The sequence below is a fragment of the Spiribacter vilamensis genome, assembly GCF_004217415.1.
GTDB classification, from domain to species: domain Bacteria; phylum Pseudomonadota; class Gammaproteobacteria; order Nitrococcales; family Nitrococcaceae; genus Spiribacter; species Spiribacter vilamensis.
The window spans coordinates 226,257-253,179 of sequence record NZ_SHLI01000001.1 but is presented as its reverse complement, the minus strand read 5'-3'; the positions used below and the strand labels follow the sequence as shown (position 1 = coordinate 253,179).

29 protein-coding genes are annotated in these 26,923 nt (G+C 64.2%); 6 read left to right on the top strand and 23 right to left on the bottom strand.

Annotated elements, in window-relative coordinates:
- Window positions 1–100: 100 nt before the first annotated feature.
- Complete coding sequence (gene dsbG / locus EV698_RS01375) at window positions 101–874, top strand: thiol:disulfide interchange protein DsbG (RefSeq protein ID WP_130502385.1); 774 nt, start codon at window positions 101–103, stop codon at window positions 872–874.
- Here dsbG and EV698_RS01370 read toward each other — a convergent pair whose 3' ends face one another.
- From EV698_RS01370 to EV698_RS01330, 9 genes are all read right to left on the bottom strand, one after another.
- Complete coding sequence (locus tag EV698_RS01370; protein WP_130502384.1) at window positions 875–1,732, bottom strand: D-amino-acid transaminase; 858 nt, start codon at window positions 1,730–1,732, stop codon at window positions 875–877. It lies immediately after the preceding gene.
- A 39-nt stretch (window positions 1,733–1,771) separates the two neighbouring features.
- Window positions 1,772–2,257: a pilus assembly PilX family protein gene (locus EV698_RS01365; protein ID WP_130502383.1), complete on the bottom strand. Its 486-nt coding sequence runs from the start codon at window positions 2,255–2,257 to the stop codon at window positions 1,772–1,774.
- Window positions 2,254–3,108 carry a prepilin-type N-terminal cleavage/methylation domain-containing protein gene (locus EV698_RS01360; protein WP_130502382.1) on the bottom strand — a complete coding sequence of 285 codons (855 nt, stop codon included), beginning with the start codon at window positions 3,106–3,108 and terminating at the stop codon, window positions 2,254–2,256. Before EV698_RS01360 ends, EV698_RS01365 begins: the two co-directional genes overlap by 4 nt.
- Window positions 3,105–3,497: a type IV pilus modification PilV family protein gene (locus tag EV698_RS01355; RefSeq protein ID WP_130502381.1), complete on the bottom strand. Its 393-nt coding sequence runs from the start codon at window positions 3,495–3,497 to the stop codon at window positions 3,105–3,107. The genes EV698_RS01360 and EV698_RS01355 overlap by 4 nt, the downstream gene beginning before the upstream one ends.
- A 75-nt stretch (window positions 3,498–3,572) precedes the next feature.
- The gene (locus tag EV698_RS01350; RefSeq protein WP_130502380.1) at window positions 3,573–4,286 is read right to left on the bottom strand and encodes a TSCPD domain-containing protein; all 714 of its coding nucleotides are present in this window, start codon (window positions 4,284–4,286) and stop codon (window positions 3,573–3,575) included.
- 11 nt (window positions 4,287–4,297) lie between these two features.
- Window positions 4,298–6,454: an adenosylcobalamin-dependent ribonucleoside-diphosphate reductase gene (locus EV698_RS01345; RefSeq protein WP_130502379.1), complete on the bottom strand. Its 2,157-nt coding sequence runs from the start codon at window positions 6,452–6,454 to the stop codon at window positions 4,298–4,300.
- Window positions 6,455–6,621: 167 nt separating this feature from the next.
- Window positions 6,622–7,080, bottom strand: a complete 459-nt coding sequence (locus EV698_RS01340; RefSeq protein WP_239016171.1) for a hypothetical protein — start codon at window positions 7,078–7,080, stop codon at window positions 6,622–6,624.
- Window positions 7,081–7,103: 23 nt separating this feature from the next.
- Window positions 7,104–7,601 (bottom strand): tellurite resistance TerB family protein, encoded by a 498-nt coding sequence (locus tag EV698_RS01335; RefSeq protein ID WP_130502377.1) that lies wholly within the window; start codon window positions 7,599–7,601, stop codon window positions 7,104–7,106.
- Window positions 7,602–7,641: 40 nt separating this feature from the next.
- Window positions 7,642–9,165, bottom strand: a complete 1,524-nt coding sequence (locus EV698_RS01330) for a LysM peptidoglycan-binding domain-containing protein (protein ID WP_130502376.1) — start codon at window positions 9,163–9,165, stop codon at window positions 7,642–7,644.
- Window positions 9,166–9,227: 62 nt separating this feature from the next.
- On the opposite strand from EV698_RS01330, the gene EV698_RS01325 reads away from it, so the two are divergent.
- Window positions 9,228–10,637: a phospholipase D-like domain-containing protein gene (locus EV698_RS01325; RefSeq protein WP_130502375.1), complete on the top strand. Its 1,410-nt coding sequence runs from the start codon at window positions 9,228–9,230 to the stop codon at window positions 10,635–10,637.
- Here the strand turns inward: EV698_RS01325 and EV698_RS01320 are convergent.
- Window positions 10,621–11,325, bottom strand: a complete 705-nt coding sequence (locus EV698_RS01320) for a DUF3429 family protein (protein ID WP_130502374.1) — start codon at window positions 11,323–11,325, stop codon at window positions 10,621–10,623. The genes EV698_RS01325 and EV698_RS01320 overlap by 17 nt on opposite strands.
- A gap of 88 nt (window positions 11,326–11,413) precedes the next feature.
- Here EV698_RS01320 and EV698_RS01315 point away from each other — a divergent pair, with 88 nt between their 5' ends.
- Window positions 11,414–11,980: a DUF3833 domain-containing protein gene (locus EV698_RS01315; protein WP_130502373.1), complete on the top strand. Its 567-nt coding sequence runs from the start codon at window positions 11,414–11,416 to the stop codon at window positions 11,978–11,980.
- Window positions 11,973–12,563, top strand: a complete 591-nt coding sequence (locus EV698_RS01310) for a chalcone isomerase family protein (RefSeq protein WP_165385680.1) — start codon at window positions 11,973–11,975, stop codon at window positions 12,561–12,563. The genes EV698_RS01315 and EV698_RS01310 overlap by 8 nt, the downstream gene beginning before the upstream one ends.
- Here the strand turns inward: EV698_RS01310 and EV698_RS01305 are convergent, their stop codons facing one another.
- The 8 genes from EV698_RS01305 to EV698_RS01270 are packed head-to-tail and all read right to left on the bottom strand — an operon-like array spanning window position 12,564 to window position 18,812.
- The gene (locus EV698_RS01305; protein WP_130502371.1) at window positions 12,564–14,030 is read right to left on the bottom strand and encodes a sodium:solute symporter family protein; all 1,467 of its coding nucleotides are present in this window, start codon (window positions 14,028–14,030) and stop codon (window positions 12,564–12,566) included. It abuts the gene before it with no gap.
- Window positions 14,027–14,218: a hypothetical protein gene (locus EV698_RS01300; RefSeq protein WP_130502370.1), complete on the bottom strand. Its 192-nt coding sequence runs from the start codon at window positions 14,216–14,218 to the stop codon at window positions 14,027–14,029. The genes EV698_RS01305 and EV698_RS01300 overlap by 4 nt, the downstream gene beginning before the upstream one ends.
- A 23-nt stretch (window positions 14,219–14,241) precedes the next feature.
- The gene (locus EV698_RS01295) at window positions 14,242–15,396 is read right to left on the bottom strand and encodes a hypothetical protein (RefSeq protein WP_130502369.1); all 1,155 of its coding nucleotides are present in this window, start codon (window positions 15,394–15,396) and stop codon (window positions 14,242–14,244) included.
- The gene (locus tag EV698_RS01290) at window positions 15,377–16,159 is read right to left on the bottom strand and encodes a competence/damage-inducible protein A (protein WP_130502368.1); all 783 of its coding nucleotides are present in this window, start codon (window positions 16,157–16,159) and stop codon (window positions 15,377–15,379) included. Before EV698_RS01290 ends, EV698_RS01295 begins: the two co-directional genes overlap by 20 nt.
- Window positions 16,159–16,896: an HAD-IA family hydrolase gene (locus EV698_RS01285; protein ID WP_130502367.1), complete on the bottom strand. Its 738-nt coding sequence runs from the start codon at window positions 16,894–16,896 to the stop codon at window positions 16,159–16,161. The genes EV698_RS01290 and EV698_RS01285 overlap by 1 nt, the downstream gene beginning before the upstream one ends.
- Window positions 16,893–17,621, bottom strand: a complete 729-nt coding sequence (gene dnaQ / locus EV698_RS01280; RefSeq protein WP_130502366.1) for a DNA polymerase III subunit epsilon — start codon at window positions 17,619–17,621, stop codon at window positions 16,893–16,895. The genes EV698_RS01285 and dnaQ overlap by 4 nt, the downstream gene beginning before the upstream one ends.
- Window positions 17,621–18,067 (bottom strand): ribonuclease HI, encoded by a 447-nt coding sequence (gene rnhA, locus EV698_RS01275; protein WP_130502365.1) that lies wholly within the window; start codon window positions 18,065–18,067, stop codon window positions 17,621–17,623. Before rnhA ends, dnaQ begins: the two co-directional genes overlap by 1 nt.
- Window positions 18,054–18,812, bottom strand: coding sequence for a class I SAM-dependent methyltransferase (locus EV698_RS01270; RefSeq protein WP_130502364.1), 759 nt, complete (start codon window positions 18,810–18,812; stop codon window positions 18,054–18,056). The genes rnhA and EV698_RS01270 overlap by 14 nt, the downstream gene beginning before the upstream one ends.
- 72 nt (window positions 18,813–18,884) lie before the next feature.
- On the opposite strand from EV698_RS01270, the gene gloB reads away from it, so the two are divergent.
- Together gloB and EV698_RS01260 are read left to right on the top strand one after the other, a co-directional pair.
- A complete protein-coding gene (gene gloB / locus EV698_RS01265) occupies window positions 18,885–19,652 on the top strand; it encodes a hydroxyacylglutathione hydrolase (RefSeq protein ID WP_130502363.1) in 768 nt (255 codons plus the stop codon).
- A gap of 10 nt (window positions 19,653–19,662) precedes the next feature.
- Window positions 19,663–21,276, top strand: coding sequence for a LysM peptidoglycan-binding domain-containing protein (locus EV698_RS01260; protein ID WP_239016170.1), 1,614 nt, complete (start codon window positions 19,663–19,665; stop codon window positions 21,274–21,276).
- A gap of 19 nt (window positions 21,277–21,295) precedes the next feature.
- Here the strand turns inward: EV698_RS01260 and minE are convergent, their stop codons facing one another.
- The 5 genes from minE to ilvB form a co-directional block, all read right to left on the bottom strand.
- Window positions 21,296–21,550: a cell division topological specificity factor MinE gene (gene minE / locus EV698_RS01255; protein WP_130502362.1), complete on the bottom strand. Its 255-nt coding sequence runs from the start codon at window positions 21,548–21,550 to the stop codon at window positions 21,296–21,298.
- Between the two features lie 4 nt (window positions 21,551–21,554).
- On the bottom strand, window positions 21,555–22,361 hold the full coding sequence (gene minD / locus EV698_RS01250; protein ID WP_130502361.1) for a septum site-determining protein MinD: 807 nt from the start codon (window positions 22,359–22,361) through the stop codon (window positions 21,555–21,557).
- A gap of 16 nt (window positions 22,362–22,377) precedes the next feature.
- On the bottom strand, window positions 22,378–23,088 hold the full coding sequence (gene minC, locus EV698_RS01245) for a septum site-determining protein MinC (RefSeq protein WP_130502360.1): 711 nt from the start codon (window positions 23,086–23,088) through the stop codon (window positions 22,378–22,380).
- Window positions 23,088–24,953, bottom strand: coding sequence for a molecular chaperone HtpG (gene htpG / locus EV698_RS01240; RefSeq protein WP_130502359.1), 1,866 nt, complete (start codon window positions 24,951–24,953; stop codon window positions 23,088–23,090). The genes minC and htpG overlap by 1 nt, the downstream gene beginning before the upstream one ends.
- 67 nt (window positions 24,954–25,020) lie before the next feature.
- The gene (ilvB, locus tag EV698_RS01235) at window positions 25,021–26,910 is read right to left on the bottom strand and encodes a biosynthetic-type acetolactate synthase large subunit (protein WP_130502358.1); all 1,890 of its coding nucleotides are present in this window, start codon (window positions 26,908–26,910) and stop codon (window positions 25,021–25,023) included.
- Window positions 26,911–26,923: the final 13 nt, after the last annotated feature.

Here is a 26,923-nt window from a genome sequence, read left to right as displayed (position 1 = left end):
CATGTGTGCCAATTCGAACCTCCGTCTCGTCCTTCGAGTCGGGGGTTTTTCTTGCGCCCACAGCCGAACCAATCCACCAACACAATCCAAGGCACCCTGCATGATGCGATTTGCACTCTCCGCACTGGCTCTGCTGCTACCCGTCACCACCCTCGCGCAGATCGACGATTCAGCGCTCCCGGCTCCGATCGTGGCACTGGAGGATCGAGGCGCGACAATCGGCGAGACCTTCGAGGCTCCGGGCGAGCTCACCGGCTATACCGTCAGCTTCCAGGGCCAGACACTGGCCGCCTACGTCACTCCCGACCGGGAGCACGTGCTTGTCGGGACACTGCTGGATGATGATGGCACCAACCTGTCGCAGCCGATTCTCTCCGCCGCCGCCAATGCCCCGCGGCCGGAAAGCGAGTGGGAAGCGATCAGTGATGCCGGCTGGATCGCCGACGGCAGCGACGATGCGGAACGCGTAATCTATGCCTTCACCGATCCCAACTGCCCTTACTGCAGTCGTTTCTACGATCAGAGTCGGGACTGGGTCGAGTCCGGCGACGTCCAGATCCGCCACGTCATGGTAGGCGTGCTGCGAGAGGACAGCCTCGGCAAGGCGGCGACGCTACTGGCGGACGATGACCCCTCCGCCGCCCTGGCAACACATGAAGCGCGGTTTGACCAGGGAGGGGTAGCACCCGCCGACCCGATCCCGGAATCCACCGCGTCGATTGTCGAGGCCAACAACCAACTCATGAGCCGCCTCGGAATACGTGGCACGCCATCGGTCTACTATCGTGACCAGGATGGCGAAATCCGGCTGGCCCGCGGACTGCCCCGCGACGATCGGCTCATCGACGTGATGGGGGGGGCGCGCCCCGAGTGATCAGTACCGCAGTCGGTCGCGGCTGTGGTCGATATAGTGGGCCCGGATTCGGCGTGTCGCCGGACCCGGGCGGCCATCACCGACAGGAACGCCATCCACCGCCACCACCGGGGTCACGAACGCGGTGGCACTGGTGATGAAGGCCTCGCGTGCCTCCTGCGCTTCAGCGACGGTAAACGGCCGCTCAATGACCTCGGCGCCGGTTTCCCGCGCGTAATCGAGTACCGCGGCACGCGTGATGCCATGGAGAATGTCTTCCGAGGTCGGGCGCGTCACCAGGCTGCCGTCGGCGGTAATGATATGGGCATTGCTCGAGCTCCCCTCGGTGACATGTCCCGCCTCCACCATCCACACGTCGTCCGCGCCCTGCTCGTTGGCAAGCGTTTTCATCATCGACGGATAGAGCAGCTGGGTCGTCTTGATATCCCGCCGATGCCAGCGCTTGTCCGGCCGGGTGATGACGGACAGGCCGGATTGGGCCGCGGGCGCATCGAGCAGTGTCTGCGCCTGCGTGAACAGCACCACCGAAGGCCGGATATTCGCCGGCTGGAGAAAGCTGCGATCCGCCACGCCGCGGCTGATCTGCAGATAGACGAGCCCCTCCTGCAGATCGTTGCGACGAATCAACTCTCGATGTAGGTCAATCAGACCCGCCGCGACGGGATCGAAATCGATCGCGAGTTCAGCGAGGCTCCGGCGCAGTCGTGCCTGGTGGGCATCGAAGTCGACAAGCCCGCCATCGAGCACGGCGGTGACCTCGTAGACGGCATCGGCGAAGAGAACGCCGCGATCGAATATGGACAGACTGGCGGACGCCTCCGGCAGAAACTCGCCGTTGACATGGACGATACGTGACATCCCTGGATTCCCCTGGCACTCGATTCGCGGTTGAGGATATCACCGCAGCACCCGCCAGATCCGGACCGCCGAGCCATCGATAATCCGCGCCTGCAGCACGACATCCGCCCCGTCATCGCGGTTATCGGCCAACGCGGTGAGCCGGTAACCGCAGTCGCCGTCACTGCAGTCGTTCGAACCGATCGGGCGGAGTCTCTCGACCAGGACCTCCGGGGCCCGGTCCAGCAATGCGTTATGGGGCGCACCGCTCACTGGCCGTCCCCGGGCCCGGATCACCGGTTGCCATGCATCCCGGTGCGGCGGCGGCACCGGATCCACGGACGACCGGGACCAGTCTGTCGCATGGTCGGCCGCGCGGCGCAGGGCGAACTCCGCGGCCTCGAGCGCCCGGGCGCGATCAAGCGCGGCGGTAACGGTTCGGGTCTGAAGCATGCCCCGCTCCAGCGCCGACAGGGTGATCAGCGCCACAATGCCCACCACGGCGAGCACCCCGATCAGTGCAACGCCACGCTCGTTACCCCTCACGGACGGGCATTCCGCAGTGCGATCGTCGTTGCTACCCGCTGATTCGCCCCGGCCATCTGCAGGGCGACACCCACAAAGACGATATCCAGCCCGTCCAGCCCCGCCGCGCCGGTGACGGTTCGATCGGCATAGCCGTCACCGTTGTCATCAATGCCCGCCTCGACAGTGAGTGACTGAACACCGACGACCAGTTCCTCCCGGTCGCCACCTGTCGATTCGCGACGCCGGAATAGACTGCTTCCATCCTCGCTGCCCACCGCGGTGTCGACGAAAAAAGTCGTCCGCTCGGGTACAAGGATCTCGACCCGTTCACCCATCGGGCGGTAGCCCTCGGCAGGTACCCGGTTGATCGCTGCTGCGCCCGGCCCCCGATCGAGGGTATCAATGGCGGTCGTCGCCTGGCGGAACAGCACGCAGCCACTACCGCTGGCATTAACCACGACGACCGGTTGCCCGGGTTCTACCCCATGGGCCCGGTCCAGCGACAGGGACTCGCCAGTGACCGGTGCGCCCACGATGCCTCTCTGCCCGAGGCTCCGCAGGGTGCGGATAGTGAGGCCGTTACTCGTACTGATGGCGGGTACGGCGGGGTCTTCACCCGTGCTGACAAGGTTCCGTCGACGGTCCGGATGGCAGCCCGGATAACCGGCCTGTCGCAGTGACCCTGCGATCAGCGTCAGCGCGAGCCGTGCCCCATCCAGGTTGCGGGCCGTCGAACGGTCGATCCGTTCCATCTGGCGGGCGGTCAACAGCGACTCCCCCGCCGTCAGCAGCACGATCGCCCCGAGGCCCGTGGCAATGAGCAACCCGAGAAGGGTAAACCCGCGCTGGCGACGGAGGCCGGCCGTCATGAGAAGAAAACATAGCGAAGCTCGGCATCACCGGCGTTCCCCGGTAAACGCCAGACAAGCGTGATGGTCCCGCTACCACCGGCCTCGGCAGGCCACTCGACGGTGGCCTCGCCGTCGGGCAGCCGTTTGACGACACGATCCCGCCATGCCGAACGACGAGAGGTCGGCAGACCGGAGGGACCGTAGGCCCGAACCTGCTCCGCGAGATCGATCGCGAGGAAAAGGGCATCGGTCCGCCACTGCGAGTGGCGCAGGTCGATGCCGGCCCGGGTCTGACCGAGGATAAGGCCGAGCAGCCCCACACCGAGGATGGCAGAGGCGACCAGCACTTCGATGAGCGAGCTCCCGGCCTGGTTGCTCGGGGAGCGCGGGTTTTTCGTGACTCGCATGGCCCCAACGTAGCAGGGCCCGCCTGCGGCCGGACGACCGTCGATCGGCCGTCCGGTGCCGTCAGACGGCGGCGATCAGCCGCATTTGCTGTCACCGCAGTTGAGACAGGTCAGGCAGCCGTCCATGACCACCATGGCCTTGACATGGCACTTGCCGCAGAGCTCGGCCCCCGACGGGTAGCCGTCATCGTCCGTCCCGGCATCCCCGGCCGAATCACCCGGGTGGGCACGGTCCATCGCCTCGGCCTTTTTCTGCTCGATGTAGCGGCGCTGATGCTCGTCCAGTTCTCCCGACTCGATCATGCCGATAGAGCGCAGGTGCTGCTCGAGCACCTCGCCAATCTCGGCCACCAGCGAGGGCATGAACCGACCACCTTTCTTGAAGTAGCCGCCACGCGGATCGAAAACACTGCGCAGCTCCTCGACCAGAAAGGTGCAGTCGCCGCCCTTGCGGAAAACCGCCGAGACGATCCGGGTCAGCGCCACAATCCACTGGAAATGATCCATATTCTTCGAGTTGATGAACACCTCGAACGGCCGCCGCAGTTCGTGCTCCGTCCCCTCGTTGAGAACCAGGTCGTTCACCGTGACATAGAGAGCGTGCTCGGAGAGCGGCGTCTTGATCTTGTAGGTCTGCCCTTCCAGGCGATCAGGGCGCTTGAGCTCCTCGTGCATGTGCTCAATCGGGGCCGCCGCAGGGGCGCCACCGTCATCGTTGGGGGAGGCCTCTTCGGCGTCGGCCCGGGCGACTTCGTAGTCGACGATTTTGCTATCGATTTTTACTGCCATGGCGTCTTTCCTCAGAATTTCCCGTAGTACCCTTCCTTGAGGGCGTCGTAGAGGTTGGCGGCGGTATGCACTTCGCCGTCATACTCGACCTCATCGCCGCCTTTCACCTCGACGGTGCGGCCATCCTCGAGGCGGAAGCGGTAGGTCGTGTTCTCCAGATCCGACTCCTTGACCAGGACCCCCTGGAACGCCTCCGGATTGAAACGGAAGGTCGTGCAGCCCTTGAGCCCGTTGTCATACGCATACTGATAGATGCCCTTGAAGTCCTCGTAGGGATACTCGGTGGGCACATTGGCCGTCTTGGAGATGCTCGAATCCACCCACTTCTGGGCAGCGGACTGGATGTCGACATGCTGTTTCGGCGTGACATCATCCGCGGCAATGAAGTAATCGGGCAGGTTCCGGGTCTCTGCATCCATGCTCGGGAGCGCCCCCTCGTCGATCAGCGTGCGATAGGCGAGCAGCTCGAAGCTGAATACGTCCACCTTCTCCTTCGATTTCTTGCCCTCGCGGATCACGTTGCGGAAGTAGTGATGCGCAAAGCTCGGCTCGATGCCATTGGAGGCGTTGTTCGCCAGCGACAGACTAATCGTGCCGGTCGGCGCGATGGAGGTGTGGTGCGTAAAGCGCGCGCCCTTCTCGACTAGCGCATCCACCAGCTCCGGCTCCTCGCCGGCAATCCGCTGCATGTAGCGGCTGTAGCGGCCCCAGAGCACCCGGCCCGGGATCGTGTCACCGCTACCGTAACCATCGTCGCGAAGCTCGGGCCGCCAGGCGAGCATCCGCTCGGTGACCGTGAACGACTCCTCCATGATCGGCGCCGGGCCCTTTTCCTCGGCAAGCCGGAGGCCTTCGCGCCAGCCTTCCAGCGCCATCTCGCGGGACACCTCGTCGGTAAACGCCAGCGAGTCGGCATCGCCATACTTCATCCGCAGCATGGTTACCGTCGAACCGAGACCGAGGAAGCCCATGCCGTGGCGGCGCTTGCGCTCGATCTCTTCGCGCTGGCGCTCGAGCGGCAGCCCGTTGATCTCGACAACGTTGTCGAGCATGCGAGTGAAAAGCGCCACTACGCGGCGATACTCGTCCCAGTCGAAATGGGCACGCTCGGTAAACGGCTCACGCACGAATTTGGTGAGATTCACCGAACCGAGCAGGCAGGCACCATAGGGCGGCAGCGGCTGTTCACCGCAGGGATTGGTCGCGCGGATCTCCTCGCAGAACCAGTTGTTGTTCATCTCGTTGACCCGGTCGATCAGCACGAAGCCCGGCTCGGCATAGTCGTAGGTCGAGGTCATGATCATGTCCCAGATCCGCTGGGCCTTGACCCAGCGATAGATCCGGCAGGCGACCAGGCCGTCATCCCGAGTCAGATAGCCACTGGTGCGATTGGGCCACTCCCGCCAGAGCACCTGGTCGGGATCGTTGACATCGACGCTTCCGCTCTCCGCCTCGTCGGGCTTTATCGGGAAGGCCAGCGGCCAGTCATCGCCGTCGCGGACCGCCTGCATGAAACCGTCGGTGATCAGTAGCGAGAGGTTGAACTGACGTAGGCGCCCGTCCTCGCGCTTGGCACGGATAAAGTCCATGACATCGGGATGACCGACGTCGAAAGTGGCCATCTGGGCCCCCCGGCGACCGCCCGCGGAGGAGACCGTAAAGCACATCTTGTCGTAGATATCCATGAACGACAGCGGTCCCGAGGTGTAGGCGCCGGCGCCGGACACATAGGCGCCCTTGGGACGTAGGGTCGAGAACTCGTAGCCGATACCACAACCCGCCTTGAGGGTCAGGCCGGCCTCGTGGACCTTGTCGAGGATGTCGTCCATCGAGTCGCCTACCGTGGACGAGACGGTGCAATTGATCGTCGAAGTGGCCGGCTTGTGATCCCAGGCACCGGCATTCGAGGTGATGCGACCGGCCGGTATCGCTCCGCGACGCAACGCCCAGAGGAACTGCTCGAACCAGTAGCCCCGATCTTTCTCCGGCTCGACATCGGCGAGTGCCCGAGCGACCCGCTGATAAGTGTCATCCACCGTCTCGTCGATGATCACATCTTCCTTGGACTTGAGCCGATACTTCTTGTCCCAGATATCTGCGGAGGCGGGCTGGATGGGGATTTCCGTTACGGCTTTGGGTAGCGCACGCAGTTTCGTTGCGGTCGTCATGAGGTTCTCCTTGCGCTTATCGATTCGGCTGCGGAACCCCGCCAGAGGCGGGTTGCCGGCGGTTATCCACAACATGTACAGGTGTTTTCCCAAGTCACCACTACATATTGTGTAATGGCCCACAGTCTAAACCAGGACGGGCACAAGTCAATTCGGGCGGGAGGGGGTCAGCACTCGATATCGTGCTCGGTAACCGGGATGAATCGAGCGCCGTCGCACTCCGGTTGCAGGACGAGGATATCGGCCTTGCGAAAGATCCCGGGACCCAGGCCCTGGCTTTGATGGGCGAGCGCCTCGACCGTCGGTATATCCATCGCCGAGTCGGGCAGGTCGAGCAGGAAACCGATAATCCGTTCATCATCGAGGGCAAGCGCCCAGTCGGTCTCCGTTTGCACGCGCTGGAGCTCGCGCTCGAGGTCGGCATCGGTCGAAGCCGCTGATTGACCGCTGGCGACCGCAGTCAGCAGGCGTTCACCCAGCGCCCCACTCGCGTCGCCGCTTCGGTCTCCCGGGACTTGCGCGCCCCCGGCGTCGACGAACGCACGGGCAAAGGTCAGCCGATCAGGCCGGGCAGACTGCCGCACTGCCTGGCGCCCGGCGGCGACGGCATCACGTATACGTGCCACCTGTCTGGCTCGAAATACCGCCACTATTCGTAGCCATCATAGTCGCTGAACTGGCTGGTCGCGCTGTAGTCGCGCTGGACGCGCAGTTTCGCGGCGATGAAAGCGCTGTGCTCGACGTGGAGCAGTTCGGCGATCTTGCGCACGAGGTGTTCCTCGTAGCGATCCATCTCCGAATCGGCCAGGCAGACCCGCCAGAGAAGCTCCACCACCTTGCACTTCTGCTGATAATTGAATTGCTCGTTGATCAGCTGACTGAAATCGAAGTGATCGGTCGCCTCATGCACTTCCTGATCCGCCAGTTCTATGACCTCGGCTGTCTCTTCGGGCGATAGGCCGAAGACCTCGATAATGCCGTCGTGAATCGCCTGGAATTCGACACTGTCACGCTGATCGTCCGCCTGCGCCATCTCGATGAGCAGCGCGGCCGTGGCAAGCTGCAGTCGGTGCGTTTCGGGGTCGTCGGTTGATGCTCGCGCCGGGTTCATCCGCCGTTCATAAAACTGCTTGATCGCTTCAATCATCTCCAGAACCTGCTTCCTACTGTCCGGGCTTTCCGTCTTATCAGGGCTCATCCGTCATGTCGACCACGGCCACCGATGCCGACCGCGTAACCCGCAATCGGTGACCCGCTTGGATCCGGTCGGGATCGTCGAGTTCATTAAGCCGGACAAGCTCATCGATATCGACGTCGTGGCGTATCGCAATCGCCTCTAACGTCTCACCGGGACGGACCTCGTGATGATGGCCACCCACCGCGGCCGGCATCGATCCCGCCATTGGCAAATCCAGGCGCTGCCCGGCGCGCAGCCGCCGCGGATCGGCAATACCGTTGGCAACCATCAGCGCCTGCAAATCGATATCGTAGCGTTGCGCTATCGCCGAGAGCGTCTGCCCGGTCGTCACGGCATGCTCGCGGGTCGGGCGCTGGTTGCGATAGAGCCGATCGCCGGGCAGTCCGGCAATGGCGGTTGCCCAGTCGATGCCTCGCTCCGCCGGCAGTACCAGTTCATGCTTACGCGGGATGAATTTGCGACCGTCCCAGACCGACGGTCCCAGGCCCGGATTGAGGCGTTGCAGGACGGGGCGTTCAATCGGAGTGCCCGCCAGCAGCGTATCCACGGGCGTGTAGTGCGGGAGCCGGACGCGTACCGTCTTCAACGGCGGATCGCGCTGAAGCCCCGGGAAATAGCGTTCGGCGTCTGCGTCGATTCGCGCCGCAGCAATGAATGCCGGGTAGAAATTACGCGATGCGAAGCCGAAACGACCGCCCTCGTATTGTTGGCGAATGTCCATGTACCGCTTCGAGCCCACCTCGCGAACGGCCCGGCGCATGCCGTTGAGGCCATGGTTATAGGCGGTGATGGCGAGCGGCCAACGGCCCAGTTCGGCGTAATTGTGGGCGAGGAGCGCTGCCGCGGCGGTGCTGCTTTTCCACGGGTCGAGTCGCTCATCGACCACCGGGTCAATCTGCAGGAAGCGTCGCCCGGTCCCCGCGGTGAACTGCCAGAGTCCCGCCGCCCCGGCATGAGAGCGGGCTTGCGGGTTGAAGGACGACTCGACGTGCGGCAGGGCGGCAAGCTCGGCGGGCACACCCCGGCTGGCGAGCTCTGCGCGGATATGTGCCCGCCAGCGGCCGGATCGCACCAGTCCCTCGCGGAAGCGCTGCCGCAGTCCACCCTGAAAGCGCAGACGCTCCGCCATTTCGCGCGCGGCGCTGGCGCCCGTGCCGCCTGGCAGCCGGGCAAGGAGATCCGACTGCCGGGCACTCGCGGGCTGCATCCCCTGATCCGCCAGGGCATTCAGGGCGTCACGATGTCGATCCAGTGCTTCGCGGATGGCTTCACGACGCGCCTGCCAGTGCGGTGGGCGGGGAACATCGATCCGCGCGATGATCCGCATCTGCGGGCCAGTCTCGTGGATGACCCCCTCGTCGACGGACACCTCGGTGTAGATCCGTTGCCAGAACTCGACGGCCGGCTCCAGCGCCTCCGGAACCGGCAGTAGCGCCGGAGTCTCCGCCGCCGACGCGGAGACCATACCCCCCACCAGCAGGACGGTTTGCAGCGCGCGACGAAGCGTTAACATGGCATTCTCGATGTGGGGGTGAACTACCCGATCGATATTAGTCGTGGAGGACGTCGCAGACAATGCAGCCGCTTCAATGGATTCTCGTCGCCGCCGTCCTGCTGATCTCGACCGGTACCGCCCTCCACGCCCTGCTCTTCAAGCGCGACCCGGCGACGGCATTCGGCTGGATCGCCTTCTGCCTGCTGTTTCCCGTTGTCGGCCCGGTGTTCTATTACCTGCTGGGGATCAACCGTATCCAGATGCGTGCCCGCCAGCTGCGGGGTGAACACACCAGCAGCCTCGATGTCGACAACGCCAGCGTCGCCGACCCGATTCCAGCCGCGTTCCGTACCCAGGCCCAGATCTCCCGCGCCGTGACGGGGCTGCCCATGACCCGCGGCAATGTCATCGACAGCCTGGTGGGCGGCGAGGCCGCCTATTCCGCCATGCTCGACGCGATCGATCAGGCCACCGACCGGGTCTACCTCGCCACCTATATCTTCGAGAGCAACGCCACCGGGCAGCGCTTCGCCGATGCCCTGGCAGCGGCCCGGTCGCGGGGCGTCGACGTTCGCGTGCTGGTGGATGGCGCGGGTGAGTATTACAACCGCCCGGCGATCCGACATCGGCTGCGACGCGATGGTGTTCATGTCGAGCGCTTCCTGCCGCCCCGACTGTTCCCCCCGAGCCCGGTCATCAACCTCCGCAATCACCGTAAACTGCTCATTACTGACGGGACCACCGGCTTCGTCGGCGGAATGAACATCGGGGATCGCCACCTCCATCACCGGCCCGACCATCGCGAGGGTATCCGCGATATCCATTTCCGCGTGCAGGGGCCGGTGACCCGGCAGCTCGAGGACATCTTCCTCGACGACTGGGAGTTCGTCACCGGCGACCGTCCCGAGCTGCCAGCGCCTGTCGAGCCGGCGCAGGCCGGCACCGCGATGAGCCGGACACTGGTCGATGGCCCCAACGAGGATCTGCACCGGCTAACCATGGTCCTGGTCGGCGCCGTGGCCGCGGCGCGCGAGCATGTCGCCATCATGACGCCCTATTTCCTACCGCCCCGCGAGCTGGTCGCCGCGCTGCAGGCGGCCGCCGTCCGCGGCACCCGCGTTGATATCATCCTGCCGGGACACAACAATCTGCCGTTCATGCACTGGGCAACCAGCAATATGCTGTGGGAACTGGTGAAGTGGGATGTCGGCGTCTACTACCAGCCGGGTGCGTTTGATCACACCAAGCTGATCGTCGTCGACCGGCACTACACCCAGATCGGTTCGGCCAACCTGGACGCGCGCAGCCTGCGACTCAACTTCGAGATCATGGTCGAGGTCTACGATACCGACTTCGGCGTCCGGATGGCCCGGCATATCGAGACGGCCCGGGAAAACGCCCATCGGGTCACACTGGCGGAGCTGGACGAGCGGCCGCTGCCGTCACGGATCCGTGACGCGATTGCCTGGCTGTTTACGCCGTACCTGTAGACGGCAGTATCGCGAGCCAGCCGCCAAGCAGCCCGGCCACGGCCCCCAGCGTCAGGACCGTGCGCAGGCGTCGAAACCAGCGCGGCATGGTCACCGTGGCATAGCGAAACTCCCAGAATCGCCAGGCAATGAAGCCGGCCGCGAGGAGTGGCAGCGCGATCAGGGTTGGCAGACCCAGGGCAATCCATCCCGCCAGCGCGGGGATGACCGAGGCATGGAATGAGGCCGGCGCCGGGTTGTGCTGCCCCATGGCGAGCCCCCAGTGAATTGCGCCGATGAACGAAAGGATGACCGCGCCGTAGGCGAGCAGCCATTCCAGCGTCCACGCCAGCCCGAGCCACGGGCCAGCGGCCGTCGCCGCGAATGGCAGCAGGCCGAGATAGCCCATCCAGTTCGCCGCGACCGGATGGCTCTGCGGGGTATCGATCCGCGCAATCGCTTCGCGCAGGCCACCGACAAAGCGTCCCTCAATAAAGACCTGTGGCAGCGTCGCCGACCCGGTGAGCGCCTTGAGACCCGCGAACCGCTCACGATTCTCCGCCGATCCCATACCCATCTCGATGGCGCGCCAGTCCCGGCCGGAGGCCTCCAGCAGCTCATCGAGGCCGCCCAGATCCGTAACGGTTGAGTGAAAGACAACCACCTCTGCGCTGGCGGCGAGATCCTCGAGAGTCGATTCATCCGACATGGTTCACCCCGGCGTTGAGAATTCCGCGATCATGATAAAGTCGAAGGATATAACACCCAATCGATCATCGCGTATTCCGGAGGTTTCGATGTCGCGTCTGCGTTTGCTGGCACTGAGTCTGATAACGGCAACCACACTGGCACTGACCGGCTGCGCAGGCGTCTCACCCGAGGATTATGCCGGTCAGACCCCGGAATTCCGGATCGAAGACTATTTCGACGGCGACGTGAAGGCCTGGGGAATGTTCCAGTCACGTAGTGGCGAGGTGAAACGTCGGTTTACGGTGGACATCGAGGGCACCGTCGAAGGCGACCGCATCACCCTCGACGAGCGATTCACCTACGCGGACGGCGAGACCGACCGTCGAGTCTGGGAAATCGAGCGCATCGACGAGCACACCTACGAGGGGACCGCCGGCGACGTGGTGGGTGTCGCCGAAGGCAAGCGTTACGGCAACGCCCTCAACTGGCAGTACACCCTTGCCCTCGAGGTCGGTGATCGCACCTGGAATGTTCAATTCGATGACTGGATGTACCTGAGCGACGAGGACACCCTCATCAATACCGCGGAGGTCAGCAAGTTCGGCTTCCGGGTCGGTACGGTCACCCTTTTCTTCCGCCGCGACGATGCCAACAGGAATGACGGCAATGGCTAGAATCCTCCTGGCCACCCTCATGATGCTGACCCTGGGTCTGACGTCCGCCGCGAACGCCGCGGTGGTGGAGAAAGGCGCGCGTTTCGAGGAGCGGATTGATCTGGACGGCGAGCGTCTCGAACTGACCGGGACCGGCATCGTGAAATACAGAATCGTCTTCACTGTCTATGCCGCCGGCCTCTACCTCCCGCCGAATACGTCCAGCACCGAAGTTCTGGCGGCGGACACGCCCCGGCGCCTGGAAATCGAGTATTTCCACGACATAAGCGCCGACGACATCATCCGCGGGGCAAACACCAAGCTGGCCGAACAACTCAGCGCTTCGGAACGGGATGAACTGCAGCCAAAGATCGAGCGCTTCCACTCCCTGTTCCAGGCGGTTAGCGATGGCGATCGCTACCGTATGGAATACGTCCCCGGTGAGGGCACACGACTATCCTTCAACGGTGAACCGGTCGGTCAGGTGGAAGGCGAGGCATTCGCCGCCGCCTACTTCGGCATCTGGCTGGACGCAGACAACCCGCTGTCAACGCGGCTACGGGATGGCCTGCTCACCGACGTCAACGATACATCAGCGGACTGACTAGCGGATCCGGTGCCGGGCGAGCCCCCGTGTCACGGGTTCGAGGAAGGCGTCAGCGCGCTGCGCCGGGGTCGCAGTAACGCCGCTGACGACAACGAACAGGCCAACCGCGAGCAAACCGCCACAGACCGATGCCGGGATACCCAGCGGGTCGATGCCGGTTACCTGCAGCCAGGTGACCGTGACACCGGCACCGACCATGCTGGCAATCGCGCCAGGGGCGGTTCCACGGCGCCAGAAAAAGCAGCCCACAATGGCTGGCACGGTTACCAGTAACCCGGATGAGGCGGCGACGGAGAGGACCGTTATCAGATCCAGCTGCAGCCGTGCGAAAAGAATCGCGAGCACGGTAATAACCAGCATCACTGCCTGTCCGGCAAGCATTTCGCGACCACCGCGCGGCGCGAGGGGACGGTAGATATCGCGGGCCACTAGCGACGAGAGGCTCAGCAGGATGGAATCCACCGTCGAAACCGCCGCTGCGATGATACCCACCACCAGCACGATCGCCACCGGCGCCGGTACGGCACCGGTAGCCAGGAGCCGTGGTGTCGCGAGATCGGCCTGGTCCAGATCCGGCACCAGCTGCAGCGCGGAAAACCCCCAGGTCACCGAGATCAGGGTGTAGACGAATCCCAGCACCAGGAACCCCATGAGCATGGTGCGCATCGCGCCGATGGAGGCCGTGGTAAACAGGCGCTGACTGACCTGGGGGTTACTGATGGAGAAGAAAAACCACGGCAGGGTCAGGCCGATGAAGGTCGTGAGGCTGAACAGCCCCGGCCCGGGGACACTCAGCCAGTCGCCGTGGCTCGCTGTGGTCGACTCGAGGAAAGCCCCCGGTCCCCCCAGGGCCGCCACCACGAACCCCACGGCGACAAGACTGGTGATCAGCATCACGACGACCTGCAGTGCGTCGGTCCAGAGCACCGAGCGCATCCCCGCAGCGAGCGTCCAGATGAGTGCAAGCGACGCCCCGATCAGGATGCCCTGCTGGAAGCTGATGGCATTATCGGTCACCCCCGATACCAGGTAACCGATCCCCATCAGCTGAACCGCGCTGTAGGGCACCAGGAACACGCAGGCGGTAAGCGCCATGACGCCGCCGACCAGCCGGCTGTCATAGCGATAGCTGAGCATTTCCGCCGGGGTAATGAAACCGAACGCACGGCTCGCAAGCCAGAAGCGCGGGCCGAAGATCGCCACCAGGCCGAGCCCGGCGAGGTAGACAAGCTCGAAGCCGAGCGCGCCGACGCCACCGGCATAGGTCAGCCCGGCGAGGCCGATCATCATGAAGGCACTGTAGGTCGTCGCTCCGTAGCTGAGGGCCGAGATCACACCGCCCGCCCGGCGTCCCGCCAGGTAGTACTCTGCGGCCCCGGCGCCAAGGCCCTGGCGGGCGGCGAACGCAATACCCAGGCCGATGAGCGCATACAGGACCAGCGCCGTGACAATCCCTGCCGTCATGGCCGCCAGTCCGCTACGAGCCGGCCAATCAGAACGATCACGACGACGCCGAAGACCATCCAGAAAAGAAACGCGCCCTGCCACAGTGCCACCCCCCGAAGTGGCCCGTAGGGCACGAGATAGGCAAGCACGATAGCGACGGCGAGAAGCGCGAATGTTGCGTGACTGCGTCGACGATAGTCACTCATGGCGGACCTCCCTTGCCTGGGCTTCAGTGCGTTCGGGCGCGCGGATCGGTTCCGGTCAGCAACTGCGCCGCCACGACACAGGTCAGCCCGAACGGCAGATAGCCGGCATACCCTAGCAGCGGCATCTCGAAGACGTGCAGGATCTGGGCATTGGGGATGTGGTACGTCCAGCGAGCCAGGCTGAAGATATTCCAGAGCTCCCAGCAGAAACCGCAGAACAGCGCAGCGAGCACGGCGAGCCAGGGGTCACGCCAGTTTCCCGATGCGACGCCACTGAAAAGATGACGCTCGCCAAACGCCCCCTGGATAGCCACGATCAGCAACGGAGGCGCGACCCAGACCAGGGCATAAAATGAATCGGGCCGCAGGGCGATAGCCACCAGTCCGAGCACGCCGGCCACCAGCACCGCTTTGGCGGTGCCTTCCGGCCGCGCTGGCCGCAGCCGGATGAATTGGTCCAGGCCGCGGGAGAGCGACGGCCAGGTCGCGAACAGATCCCGGGTAACCAGCACCGCCGGCAGCACGGTGCTGAACGGCAGCGCTGAGCGCAGGAACCAGTTCAGGGCATCGTGCTCGGCCACACCCGTACCGATATAGATCCAGTTGCCGGTGAACTGGTTGAGGTACTCGAAGAGATACCAGAACAGCGCGCTGGCCGGGAAAAGCGCAAGGAATCGCCATGGCTGCTCGATGAGCAGCACCCGACCACCGCGGTGCTGGATCCAGGCGCTGACCACACCGACATAAGCCACCCATAGCGGCGTAAAACTGAGTCGACGCACCATCTCCAGCCCCGGAACGGGGACCCAGGCGATCACCCAGAAGACGCCAAGCACGATCAGCGAAACCCATCCCCAGCGCGGAAACGGTAATCGCGACGATGACGGTGACGACGGTGCCCGGACCCGGTGCCGGGCATTGGCCCGCAGGATCCGGATGATGAACGGCAGCAGGGTACCAACGATCAGGATCGCGTAGAGCGCAAAGGCGACCGGTACGAAACTGCCGGGCGCAGGCTCGAGGGGGCGCGGCGGAAAGCGCAGATACGCCCCCGGATCGCCGTTAACGATCGCCACACCTACCAGTGGCGCGATCACCATCAGTATCACGATCACCAGGGTCTGGAGAGCGTGACGCTGCCAGCCGCGGAGCGACCGCTCAGTCGCCGCCGGAACCATCGACCGCTACCACTCGCCACTCGAAGCCCATCGCTGCGACGGCCTCGCGCAGCGCGTCCATGGCCTTTTCCACCGCCGCCGGGGCACCCCGGAGCCCCAGCTCCAGGGAGAAGCCCTCGCCACGCAGCGTCGGCAAGCAGGACAGACGCAGATCGGGGTAGTCATGCTCAAAGCGCTCGAGCAACGGGATCATGTCGCTCTCGCGGGCACCGTCGACGGCGATAGCCTGTTCCGCCAGCCGCTCGGCGTCCTGAAAATGCGCATAGTGGTGGTCGAGCACCCAGGCCATCATCGGCCAGGCCATACTCGGAAAGCCCGGCATGAAATGGTGATGAGCAGCGCTGAACCCCGGCACCTGGTTGACCGGGTTGGGGATCAGATCCGCCCCCTCGGGGAATTCCACCAGCTGGAGTCGATGCGCAGGCTCAACCGGTCGGCCAAAGCGCTCCTCGAGTATCGCGACCCCCTCGGGATGGAAGCTCAATGATCGGCCGAGTGCCGCGGCTGCGCACTGACGCGTCCGATCGTCGGGAGTCGCCCCGATACCTCCACAGCTGAACACGACGTCACCACTCGCCAGTGTTTCCTCCAGCGTACGGGTAATCAGTGCCGGCTCGTCGCTGATCATTCTCACCCAGCGCAGCTCGAGACCTCGCTCCGCCAGCAGCCCCAGCAGGTGGGGAAAATGCTTGTCCATGCGCTTGCCGGACAGCAGCTCATCACCGATTACGATCAACCCGAACCCGGGGACAGCCTCCGTCATTAAATCGACTCCCGAATCAGCCCGAGCAACATGCCCTCGAGCTCCGCCAGCGTAGACACCGGAGTGTGCGACACACGGGGTACATCCTCCGGCCAGACCGCGTTGTCCCGATTGAGCCAGACCGCCTGCATACCATTCTCCGCTGCGCCGTAGACGTCGCTATGGACATCGTCACCGACATGAACGATCTGCCCGGCCGGGACGCCGGCCCGGCCTGCCGCCGTATCGAAGACCAGGTGCGAGGGCTTGGCCGCACCCAGCTCGACTGCCGAGAGCGCGAAATCGAAATACCCGTCCAGCCCGATGCGGGCGATCTCGGCGTTGCCGTTGGTGATGGCACCCACCGCGACACGGCCCTGGAGGGCCCGCAGCATCGGCAGCGTATCGGGGTAGAGCCTGACCGCGTGACGGGCCTCGAGGAAAACCTCGAAGGCCTCCTCTACCAGCGCCTCAAGCGCATCGCCGGCGTACCCCGCCTGCTCGCCGGCGCGACGCAGGCCGGCGCGGCGCAGTGCCGTTACATCATGCGCGAGCTCGGGGCGCTCGGCGGCGATCCGGTTACGCAGTTCACGCATTCCGGCAACGTCGAAGTGTTGGGTAACGGCCGGATAATGCTGCTCGAGCAACCCCTGGCAGACCGCCTCGGCATGCGGAAGCACGCCGTCCAGGTCCCAGAGCGTGAAATCGAGGTCGAACGTCACCGCGGCGATCGGTGCCCGGAGCATCCGGCGCGTCATCCTCGAGCCTCCCCGTCCAGTGCCCGCCAGACGCAGCGTCCGTCGCTTTCGCGGTCGAGCTGATCGAGCCATGACGCATGGGCGGCGATTTCCGCCGCGGTGGGCTCGACGACCCGTAGCCGTGGGCGGTCGGCGCTGACTGGCTGGTCGCTCTCGATCCGTTGCGCGGGGCCATCCTCCTCCCGGGCGCCAAGGTGCAGGGTCACCTGCCCCCCGGTCATTGCCAGGTACACCTCGGCGAGGATCTCGGCGTCGAGCAGGGCGCCGTGGAGCGAGCGACCGCTATTATCGATCGCATAGCGACGGCACAGGGCATCGAGGCTGTTGCGCTGGCCGGGGTGACGCCGGCGGGCCAGCGTCAGGCTGTCGGTCACCCGGCAATGATCCGCTATTCGGCCCCAGTCGGTACCGAGCCGGCCCAGTTCGCTGTCGAGGAAGCCGACATCGAAGAGCGCGTTATGGATAATCAGCTCGGCGTCGGCCACGAAATCGAGAAAGGACCGCGCGATGTCCGCAAAACGAGGCTTGTCCATCAGGAACCGATCGGTAATCCCGTGCACTTCGACCGCCTCGGGATCGACCGCCCGGTCGGGGTTGATGTATTCGTGAAAGCGGCGCCCGGTAGGCCGGCGCTGCTCGACCTCGTAGCAACCGATCTCGATGATCCGGTGACCGTTTTCCGGCTCGAGGCCGGTGGTTTCCGTATCCAGAATGATCTGGCGCATCAATCCGCCGCCCTTTCCAGTTCGTCGATCCCCTGGTTGGCGAGATCATCGACGCGTTCATTACCGTCGTGCCCGGTGTGGCCACGCACCCAGTGCCAGCGTATCTCATGACGCTGCGAAAGCGTATCCAGACGCTCCCACAGGTCACGATTCTTGACCGGCTGGCGACTGGCAGTCTTCCAGCCACGACGCTTCCAGGCATCGATCCACTCCGTAATGCCCTTGCGTACATACTGGGAATCGGTCGTGAGATCCACCGACGATGGCCGACCGAGTGCCTCCAGGGCCTGAATAGCCGCCATGAGCTCCATGCGGTTGTTCGTGGTCTCCCGCTCACCACCGTGCAGGGTCTTCTCTACCCCGTCCCAGCGGATCAGAACACCCCAGCCACCTGCCCCGGGATTCCCCCGACAGGCGCCGTCCGTGAAAATCTCAACCGGCGTCATGCCAGCTCTCCCTTCGATTTCGAGTGGCCCCGGCACCGGCCTGCGTCAGACCGCCGGGGATGATTTCAAACCGGCGTCGCCACTGACGGGGCGCATCCACCGATCCATTGACGCGCTTCTGGCCAATCACCAGGTTGACGCCACCCATCCAGTTGAGGCCTGCCCCCAGCGCTTCCCGGCGATGGTTCGTGTCGGGATGACGCTGCAACCACCAGCGACTCAGCGGTGGCGGGAGAGCGGCCAGCCCCTCCGGTCGCCGGGGCACCATACCCAGCAACATCATCCAGTCGGCAACGCGTCGGGCGGCAAGATAACGCCCCGACCATGGCGGCGTCCGGGCATTACTCGACATAACGCGGCGCAGCCCCCACAGGCTGTAGGGGTTGAACCCCAGCACCATGAGATGCCCCTCCGGCGCGAGGACGCGGGCGGACTCGCGGATGATCTGGTGGGGAGCGCCACTGAATTCCAGCTGGTGGATCAGGATAACCACATCGACGCTGCTCGATGCCAGCGGAATCACTCGACTGTCCGCCTCCAGGTCGATCGGCCCACCCGGCAAGTCGTCCATCACCCACTGACGGACGTTACCGAATACCGCCGGACTGACACCGCCCCCGTAGGCCCCGATCTGGAGGACGCGCCGGGCGTACAATCCGGCCAGGCGCCGTGTCAGCAACCGCGATTCACGTTCGGCGAGATCCTGCCCCGCCGGGGTGGCAAACCATTCATGCAGCGCACGCATTGATGACTCCTCCCTGCGGTTGACCGGAGATTGCCAATTGAGGCGATTGTTCGGTCGGGGTAGCATGCGGCAATGATTGAAATTACCCCAATCCCCGTTCTCAAGGACAATTATACGTGGCTCATCCACGAGTCACAGTCTTCCGGAGCGATCGTTGTCGATCCCGGCGACACGGCGCCGGTGGCCCGCGCACTCGAAAGCCTCGGGCTGCAATTGAGCGCGATCCTGATCACGCATCACCATGGCGATCATGTTGCCGGCGTTGAGGGGCTTCTGGCGGACGCTATACCGGTCTACGGACCGGCGGACAGTAACATCCCCTGTCTTACCCACCCGCTTCGGGCCGGCGACCGGCTTGTGCCTGACGGGATAGATATGCCGCTGGAAGTGCTCGCGGTCCCCGGACATACCCTGGACCATATCGCCTATCGGGGCGATGGCGTGCTTTTCGCCGGCGATGCGCTTTTCGCGGGCGGCTGTGGCCGCATGTTCGAGGGCACGCCAGCGCCCATGCAGGGCTATCTCGCCACGTTACGCGACCTGCCCGCAGACACTGCTGTCTATTGCGGGCACGAGTACACGCAGGCAAACCTCGAATTCGCTGTCGCCGCCGAGCCCGAGAACGAGGCGCTGCAGGCACGCCTGGAGCGTGTGCGTGAACAGCGTCGGCGCGGTGCCATTACGGTGCCCTCCACGATCGGCGAGGAGCGTGCCACCAATCCATTCCTGCGCTGGGACAGCGCGGCGGTCGTACGGCATGCGACCGAGCGCGCGGGACGCGTTCCCGAGGGCCCGGCAGATGTCTTCGCCATCCTCCGCGACTGGAAAGATCACTTCTGAGGACCCTCCCTTGAACCGCTACTGCTTTGGACCGCTACTGACGGTCTTTCTAATCGCCGGCTGCGCCGGTGTCTCCGAGCAAACGACATCTCCCGGCGCCGACAAGGCGGCGTCTTCCGGCGGATCCCCGGCCGGCGCCGCCGCACACCCCATGACCGGCCCGGGATCGCCACATGACGCGAGCGATGCTGATGCCGCCGGGGACACGGCGGAAACGGCGACCGATGTCTGGGAACGGATCCGGCGTGGATACGCCATCCCCGACCACGACAATCAGCGTGTGCGCCGCCAGCTGGCCGACTACGCCACCTATGGCGACTACTGGCGGCGGGTGTCGCAGCGCGCCCGTCCTTATCTCTATCATATCGTCGAGACACTCGAGTCCCGCGATATGCCGCTGGAGCTGGCACTGCTGCCGATTATCGAGAGTGCATTCCGGCCATTCGCCTATTCCCACGGCAGTGCGGCCGGCATCTGGCAATTCGTCCCTGCCACCGGTCGGCATTACGGCCTGGCGCAGAACTGGTGGTATGACGGCCGGCGCGATGTACTCGCCGCCACCGCCGCAGCGGTAACCTATCTCAGCTACCTCGGCGAGATGTTCGAGGGTGACTGGCTCCTCGCCACCGCCGCTTACAACGCCGGAGAAGGCACAGTACTGCGGGCGATCGAGCGTAATCGCCAGGCCGGCCGCCCGACCGATTACTGGTCGCTTGACCTGCCCCGCGAGACCATGAACTACGTCCCACGGCTGCTGGCAATCAGTGAGCTGGTGGCGAATCCGTCGGCGCATGGCGTCGAGCTGGAACCGATCCCGAACGACCCGGTGGTGATCGCCGTTGACCTTGACCGCCAGATCGATCTCGCACTGGCGGCCGAACTGGCCAATATCGATATGGAGACCCTCTATCAGCTCAACCCGGGCTACAACCGCTGGGCCACGCCACCATCCGGGCCTCATCGTCTACTCCTGCCAAAAGACCACGCACCCCGATTCCGGCAGGCACTGGAGGGCACACCCGAAACCGCGTGGATGCGCTGGCAACGGCACCGAATCGGTCGGGGCGACACCCTGGGAGGCATTGCCGACGAATATCACACAACGGTAGCGTCCCTCCGCGATGCGAACCAGCTCGACGGCGACACGATCCGTCGAGGCGATCACCTGCTCGTACCGATCGCCAGCCGCCCGAGCGGTGAGTATGCGATGACCGCGGGCGCGCGTCGACAGGCCACCCGCGACCGCAGCCGGGGAGATGGCGAGCGGCGGCGCTACGCGGTCCGATCCGGCGACAGCCTCTGGGGCATCGCCAGGCGTTTCAATGTGGGGGTGCGGGAACTGGCGAGCTGGAACGGCATGGCCCCCGGGGACACGCTCAAAGTGGGTGAGCAGTTGGTCGTGTGGACCCGGTCCCGCGACGCCAGCAGTATTGCCGCGTCAAGTCGTTTGCAGTCGGTGACCTATTCCGTACGGCAGGGTGATTCCCTATACAGGATCGCGCGCCAGTTCAATGTCAGCGTCGGTGACCTGAGACGATGGAACGAGCTGAGTCCCGGCACCTATCTGCAACCCGGACAGGAGTTACAGATGAAAGTGGATGTGACCGCCCAGAGCGAGACCTGAGCGGTCGCCGAACGCCCGCCTATTCGCTGTCGGGCAGGGTTACGTTCAACTCCAGTACTTCGCAGTCCCCCTCGCGATCCACTTCGATCCGCACCGCGTCGTCCTCGACTTCGATGTAGCGACGAATAACCTCCAGGATTTCCTGCTGGAGGGCCGGGAGATAATCCGGACCGCCGCGGTTACCCCGCTCGCGGGCCACGATCACTTGCAGTCGCTCCTTCGCGACGGAGGCACTGCGTTTCTTCTCTGAGCGGAAATAGTCCAGGAAAGCCATTGCGTTAGCCCTTGAACAGCCGACCGAACAGGCTCTTCTTCTCGGTCAGAAAACGCTGATCACGCTCTTCACCGAGATAACGCGCGACGATATCCGCGTAGGCCTGTCCGGCGTCCGTTTTCTCTTCCATGATCACCGGCACACCAGCGTTCGAGGCGTTAAGCACCGCGGTGGACTCGGGGACAACGCCGAGCAGATCGATCGACAGGATCTCGCAAACGTCCTCGATACTAAGCATCTCGCCTTTGCCCACGCGCGATGGGGCATAGCGGGTAACCACCAGATGCTCCCTGACGGGATCGTCTCCCTGCTCCGCGCGACGCGTCTTGCTGGACAGGAGCCCCAGCACCCGGTCGGAGTCGCGGACCGATGACACCTCGGGATTGGTGACCACGAGGGCATCATCGGCGAAGTACATTGCCAGATGGGCGCCGCGCTCGATGCCTGCCGGGGAGTCACAAATGACATAGTCATGGGTGCTTGCAAGCGTCTCGAGGACCGACTGGACCCCCTCAAATGTCAGCGCGTCCTTGTCGCGGGTCTGGGAAGCCGGGAGGATCTCGAGCCCAGTAACCCGCTTGTCGCGGATCAGGGCCTGGTTGAGATTGGCCTCGCCATTGATCACATTGACGAAATCGTAAACGACCCGCCGCTCACAGCCCATAATGAGGTCAAGGTTGCGTAGCCCCACGTCGAAGTCGACGACGACCGTTTTATAGCCCGCTCGGGCGAGTCCCGCCCCGAATGCAGCACTGGTGGTCGTCTTACCAACGCCCCCCTTGCCCGATGTCACAACCACGATTCGCGCCACAGTCACCTCCCGATTATCAGAGCGCGTTGAGTTCCAGCTCTCCGTCGCGCAGCCAGACCATGGCCGGGGCGTCACGGAGTTCGGCGTTGATCTGGTCACTCAGCCGATAGTGCCCGGCGACCGCTACCAGTTCCGCCTGCAACGATCGACAAAAGATACGCGCATTCTCGTCGCCCTGCACACCTGCCAGCGCCCGTCCACGCAATGTATCGTAGACATGAATATGGCCATCGGCCATCAGTTCTGCACCGGCACTGACCGGCGCAGTGACGATCAGATCGCCGCCCCGGGCGTACACCTGCTGGCCGGAGCGCACCGGCTGGCTTACCAGTCGCGCCGCGCCGGTAGCCGTTGGCGCTGGCCGCTCGCGGCGTTCACTCGGTATCGCTTCCGCGGCCTCCGTGCGCGGTTCATCGAGGTTGCTGATGACCCCCAGTCCGGCCGTCGCCGCCTCCTGTGCCTTCATCCCGGCAGCGGCCACAGGCAACAGGTGCCGGTCACGAAGGCCGGCCACCAGTTTCGTCAGGGCATCGGGGTCGATCTTGATGCCGTCAGCCGGCACCAGCACCAGCGGCATGCCGTCGAAGAAATCCGGCGCCTGTGCGAGTCGTGCGTCAAGCTGCAGGAACAGTGCCGCTGGATCCGGTGTCAGCACCCGCAGTACGGTCAGGGTGGTCATACGACCCTTGAGTTCAAAGGCCGCTCCGGAGCGTTCGGTCACCGCCATCAGTCGAGCAACCGGTTCATGCGCCGGACGAAGCTCGCCGGATCTTCCAGACGCCCCCCGTCCATGAGCATTGACTGCTCGAGGAGCAATGAAGCCCACTCATCGAGCGGCGCGTTTCCGTCTTCGGCCAGGCGCTGGATGATCGAATGCTGCGGGTTGATCTCCAGTACCGGCGGCTGCTGCGGGAGTTCGTGGCCGGCGGCCTTGAGCATACGCTGCATGTTCAGTCCGAACTCGTGGTCACCCACGACAATACAGGCCGGCGAGTCGGTCAGTCGGCTACTGGCGCGAACCGCCGAAACCCGGTCTCCCAGCGCCTCACCAATGCGGGCGATAAGCGCTTCGACCGATTCGCTCGTCTCCGGCTGTTTCGGAGTCTCATCATCGGCACCGCCGAGCTCGTCGATTTCCAGATCGCCCTTTGCCACGCTCTGCAGCGGGGTACCATTGAATTCCGTGAGGTGGGCGACCAGCCACTCGTCCACCGGCTCCGCGAGCAGAAGCACCTCGATGTTGCGCTGGCGGAATACCTCCAGATGCGGGCTGTTGCGTACCGCTGCCAGGCTCTCGCCGGTCAGGTAATAGATCGCCTTCTGCCCCTCGTGCATGCGGCCGACATAGTCGGAAAGGCCGACACTCGAGCCACCGTCGCCATGGGTCGAATGAAAGCGCAGCAGACCGGCGACTTTCTCGGCGTTGGCGGGATCTTCCACGGGACCTTCCTTGAGTACGGTCCCGAATGCCTCCCAGAAACGCGCGTAGCGATCGTTGTCATCCCGCGCCATGCGCTCAAGGGTATCGAGCACGCGCTTGACCGAGGCGCCCCGAATGCGATCAACCAGCTTGTTGTGCTGCAGCAGTTCCCGCGAGACGTTGAGCGGCAGGTCGTCCGAGTCGACCAGTCCGCGCACGAAGCGCAGATAACGGGGCAGAAGGCGGCTGTCCCGGTCTTCCATGATGAACACGCGACGCACGTAGAGACGCAGGCCCTGACTGGAGTCCGGCTCGAAGAGATCAAACGGTCGCTGGGCCGGTATGAACAGCAGCGAGGTGTAGGACTGATTGCCCTCCACCTTATTGTGAATCCACTCCAGTGGCGGCTCCGGATCGTAACTGAGCTGCTGATAGAACTGGCGATACTCTTCGTCGGTAATCTCGGATTTGGGCCGCATCCACATCGCGGACGCCTGGTTGGCCGTTTCCATCTCGCCCTGCTCGTTTTCGAGCTCGATGGGCAACGCGATGTGATCGGAGTAGCGACGCACGATCTGGCGCAGCCGATTGCGATCGAGGAACTCATCCTGACCTTCGGCCAGGTGGAGAGTGACCGCCGTGCCTCGCCGATCGCGCGGGAGTGATTCGAGGCTGAACTCCCCCTTCCCGTCCGAGCGCCAGAGAACACCCTGGTCAGCCGCTTCGCCGGCGCGGCGGGTATGCACGGTCACCTGATCGGCAACGATGAAAGCGGAATAGAACCCGACGCCGAACTGCCCGATAAGCTGGGCATCCTGTTTCTGGTCGCCGGTCATCGCGTCGAGAAAGCGTCGGGTCCCGGAGCGCGCGATGGTGCCGAGGTTGTCGATGACATCCGCACGGTTCATACCGATGCCGTTGTCACTGATCGTCACCGTGCGCGCGTCGTTGTCGACCGCGATCGACACCCGCGGATCCGGATCGTCCTCGAGCAGTGTCTTGTCCTGCAGTGCCTCGAAGCGCAGCCGGTCGGCGGCATCCGCAGCGTTGGAAACGAGCTCCCTGAGGAATATCTCGCGGTTGCTGTAGAGGGAGTGGATCATCAGATCCAGCAGCTGCCGGACCTCGGCCTGAAATTCGTAGGTTTCCGCGGCTTTCTCTTCGTTACTCATTCCTGTTTCCGTTTTGTCCCGAACCTGACCGCGTAGTGGGGGCGGGCGCCCCCTTTTTCAACGGCGGTCAGAAGGCCTCGCTGGGATTAACCCGTCCGTGGCGGCCGATCTCCGGGATTTCCCGGCCAGGAATGTACTCACCGGTCACCATCTGCTTGTAGCCCATCCCCGGACCAACCATCGGATAGACCGATGTATCGGGGTCGACGCCCACCTCAAGGAAGGCCGGACCATCGAACTGGATAAACGCCTCAAGCGTAGTGGCCATCTCGGCAGGATCGGAAACACTGCGGGCAAACTCGAAGCCATCGGCCTCGGCCGCCTTGATAAAGTTCTTGCGGTGCAGGGACTTGTCACTCCCCGAAAAACGGTCGCCGAAGTAGAGTTTTTGCCACTGCCGCACCATGCCATCGCCGACATTGTTGAGTAGCAGGATCTTCACCGGCAGACCATAGGTCGTCACCGTCTCCATCTCGCCGAGATTCATGCGCAGACTGCCGTCGCCATCGATGTCGATCACCAACTCACCGGGATTGGCGAACTGGGCGCCAATCGCTGCCGGCAGCCCGAACCCCATGGTGCCCATGGAGCCGGACGTCAGCCATAGTCGCGGGCGACAGTAATCCAGGTACTGCGCCGCCCACATCTGATGCTGGCCGACACCGGTGGTGATGATCGCATTGCCCCCGGTCAGGTCATTCAGCGCCCGCATCACCGCCTGCGGCTGGATGAGCTCGCCGTCCCGCTTGAAATCCATCGGATGACGCTCCCGCAGCGTCCGGCAATGCTCGCCCCAGGCGTCGTAATCGGCACTGAAGCCCATGCTGCGTCCGTGTTCAAGGAGCTGGTGGAGCGTGCTGCCCGCCTCGCCGACATGCGACCAGGTGACCTTTTTGACCTTACCGATCTCGGCGGCGTCGATATCGATATGCGCGATATTCTCCGCGTTCGGAGCGAACAGCTCCGCTTTCGCCGCGACACGGTCATCGAATCGGGACCCAACGGCAATGATGAAATCGCAGTCTTCCACCGCGTAGTTGGCGTAGGCCGTCCCATGCATGCCGAGCATGTGAAGATGCAGATCATCGGTAGTATCGACGGCTCCCAGCCCCATCAGGGTGCTCACGCTGGGGATCCCGTACTCGTGGGCGAGAGCCGTCAGTGCCGCGCTACCCTCACCATGGATTGCGCCGCCACCCACATACAAGAGCGGCCGACGTGACTGCCCGAGCATCTCGAAGAACTGTCGGGCCTTGGCCTCGGCAAGGGGTGTCTGACGCAGTGATTCCATCCGCTGGCGATAGCCGCGGATTCCCAGCAGACCATCGCCCTTGAACTCTCCGACCCAGTTCTGAACGTCTTTCGGCAGGTCGACGACAACCGGCCCCGGCCTGCCGGAGCGCGCTACCTCGAATGCCGTGCGGATAGTCTCCTCGAGCTGTTCCGGACGGGTGACCAGAAAGACATGCTTCGCGCAGTTCCCCATGATGTTGACGATGGGAGCCTCCTGGAAGGCGTCGGTACCCATCGCGGCGCGCGCCACCTGCCCCGTGATCCCGACCACGGGCACCGAATCGGCCATGCAGTCACGGATGGGCGTTACCGTGTTGGTTGCCCCCGGTCCCGACGTCACCAGAAAGCAGCCGACCTTACCGGTACTGCGCGCATAACCGGCCGCCATGAAGCCGGCGCCCTGCTCGTTGGCGGGAACCACCAGTTGCATCGGGTCCCGGTCCGTCTCGGTGCGCTCACGCTCGTTGTAGCGGAAAACGGCGTCGTAGGTCGGCAGGATCGCACCACCGCTGTAGCCGAAGACGGTATCGACTCCCTCCTGCGCCATTACCTCGACGACCATCTCGGCCCCACTCATCGCCTCGCCGGCGCGAGGATGGCCCGACTTGTGCCGGGGCGTCTGGTCGGTCTGCTCGGGGTCGAGATGGGGAGCCGGTTCGTTCATGGTGAAATCCTGA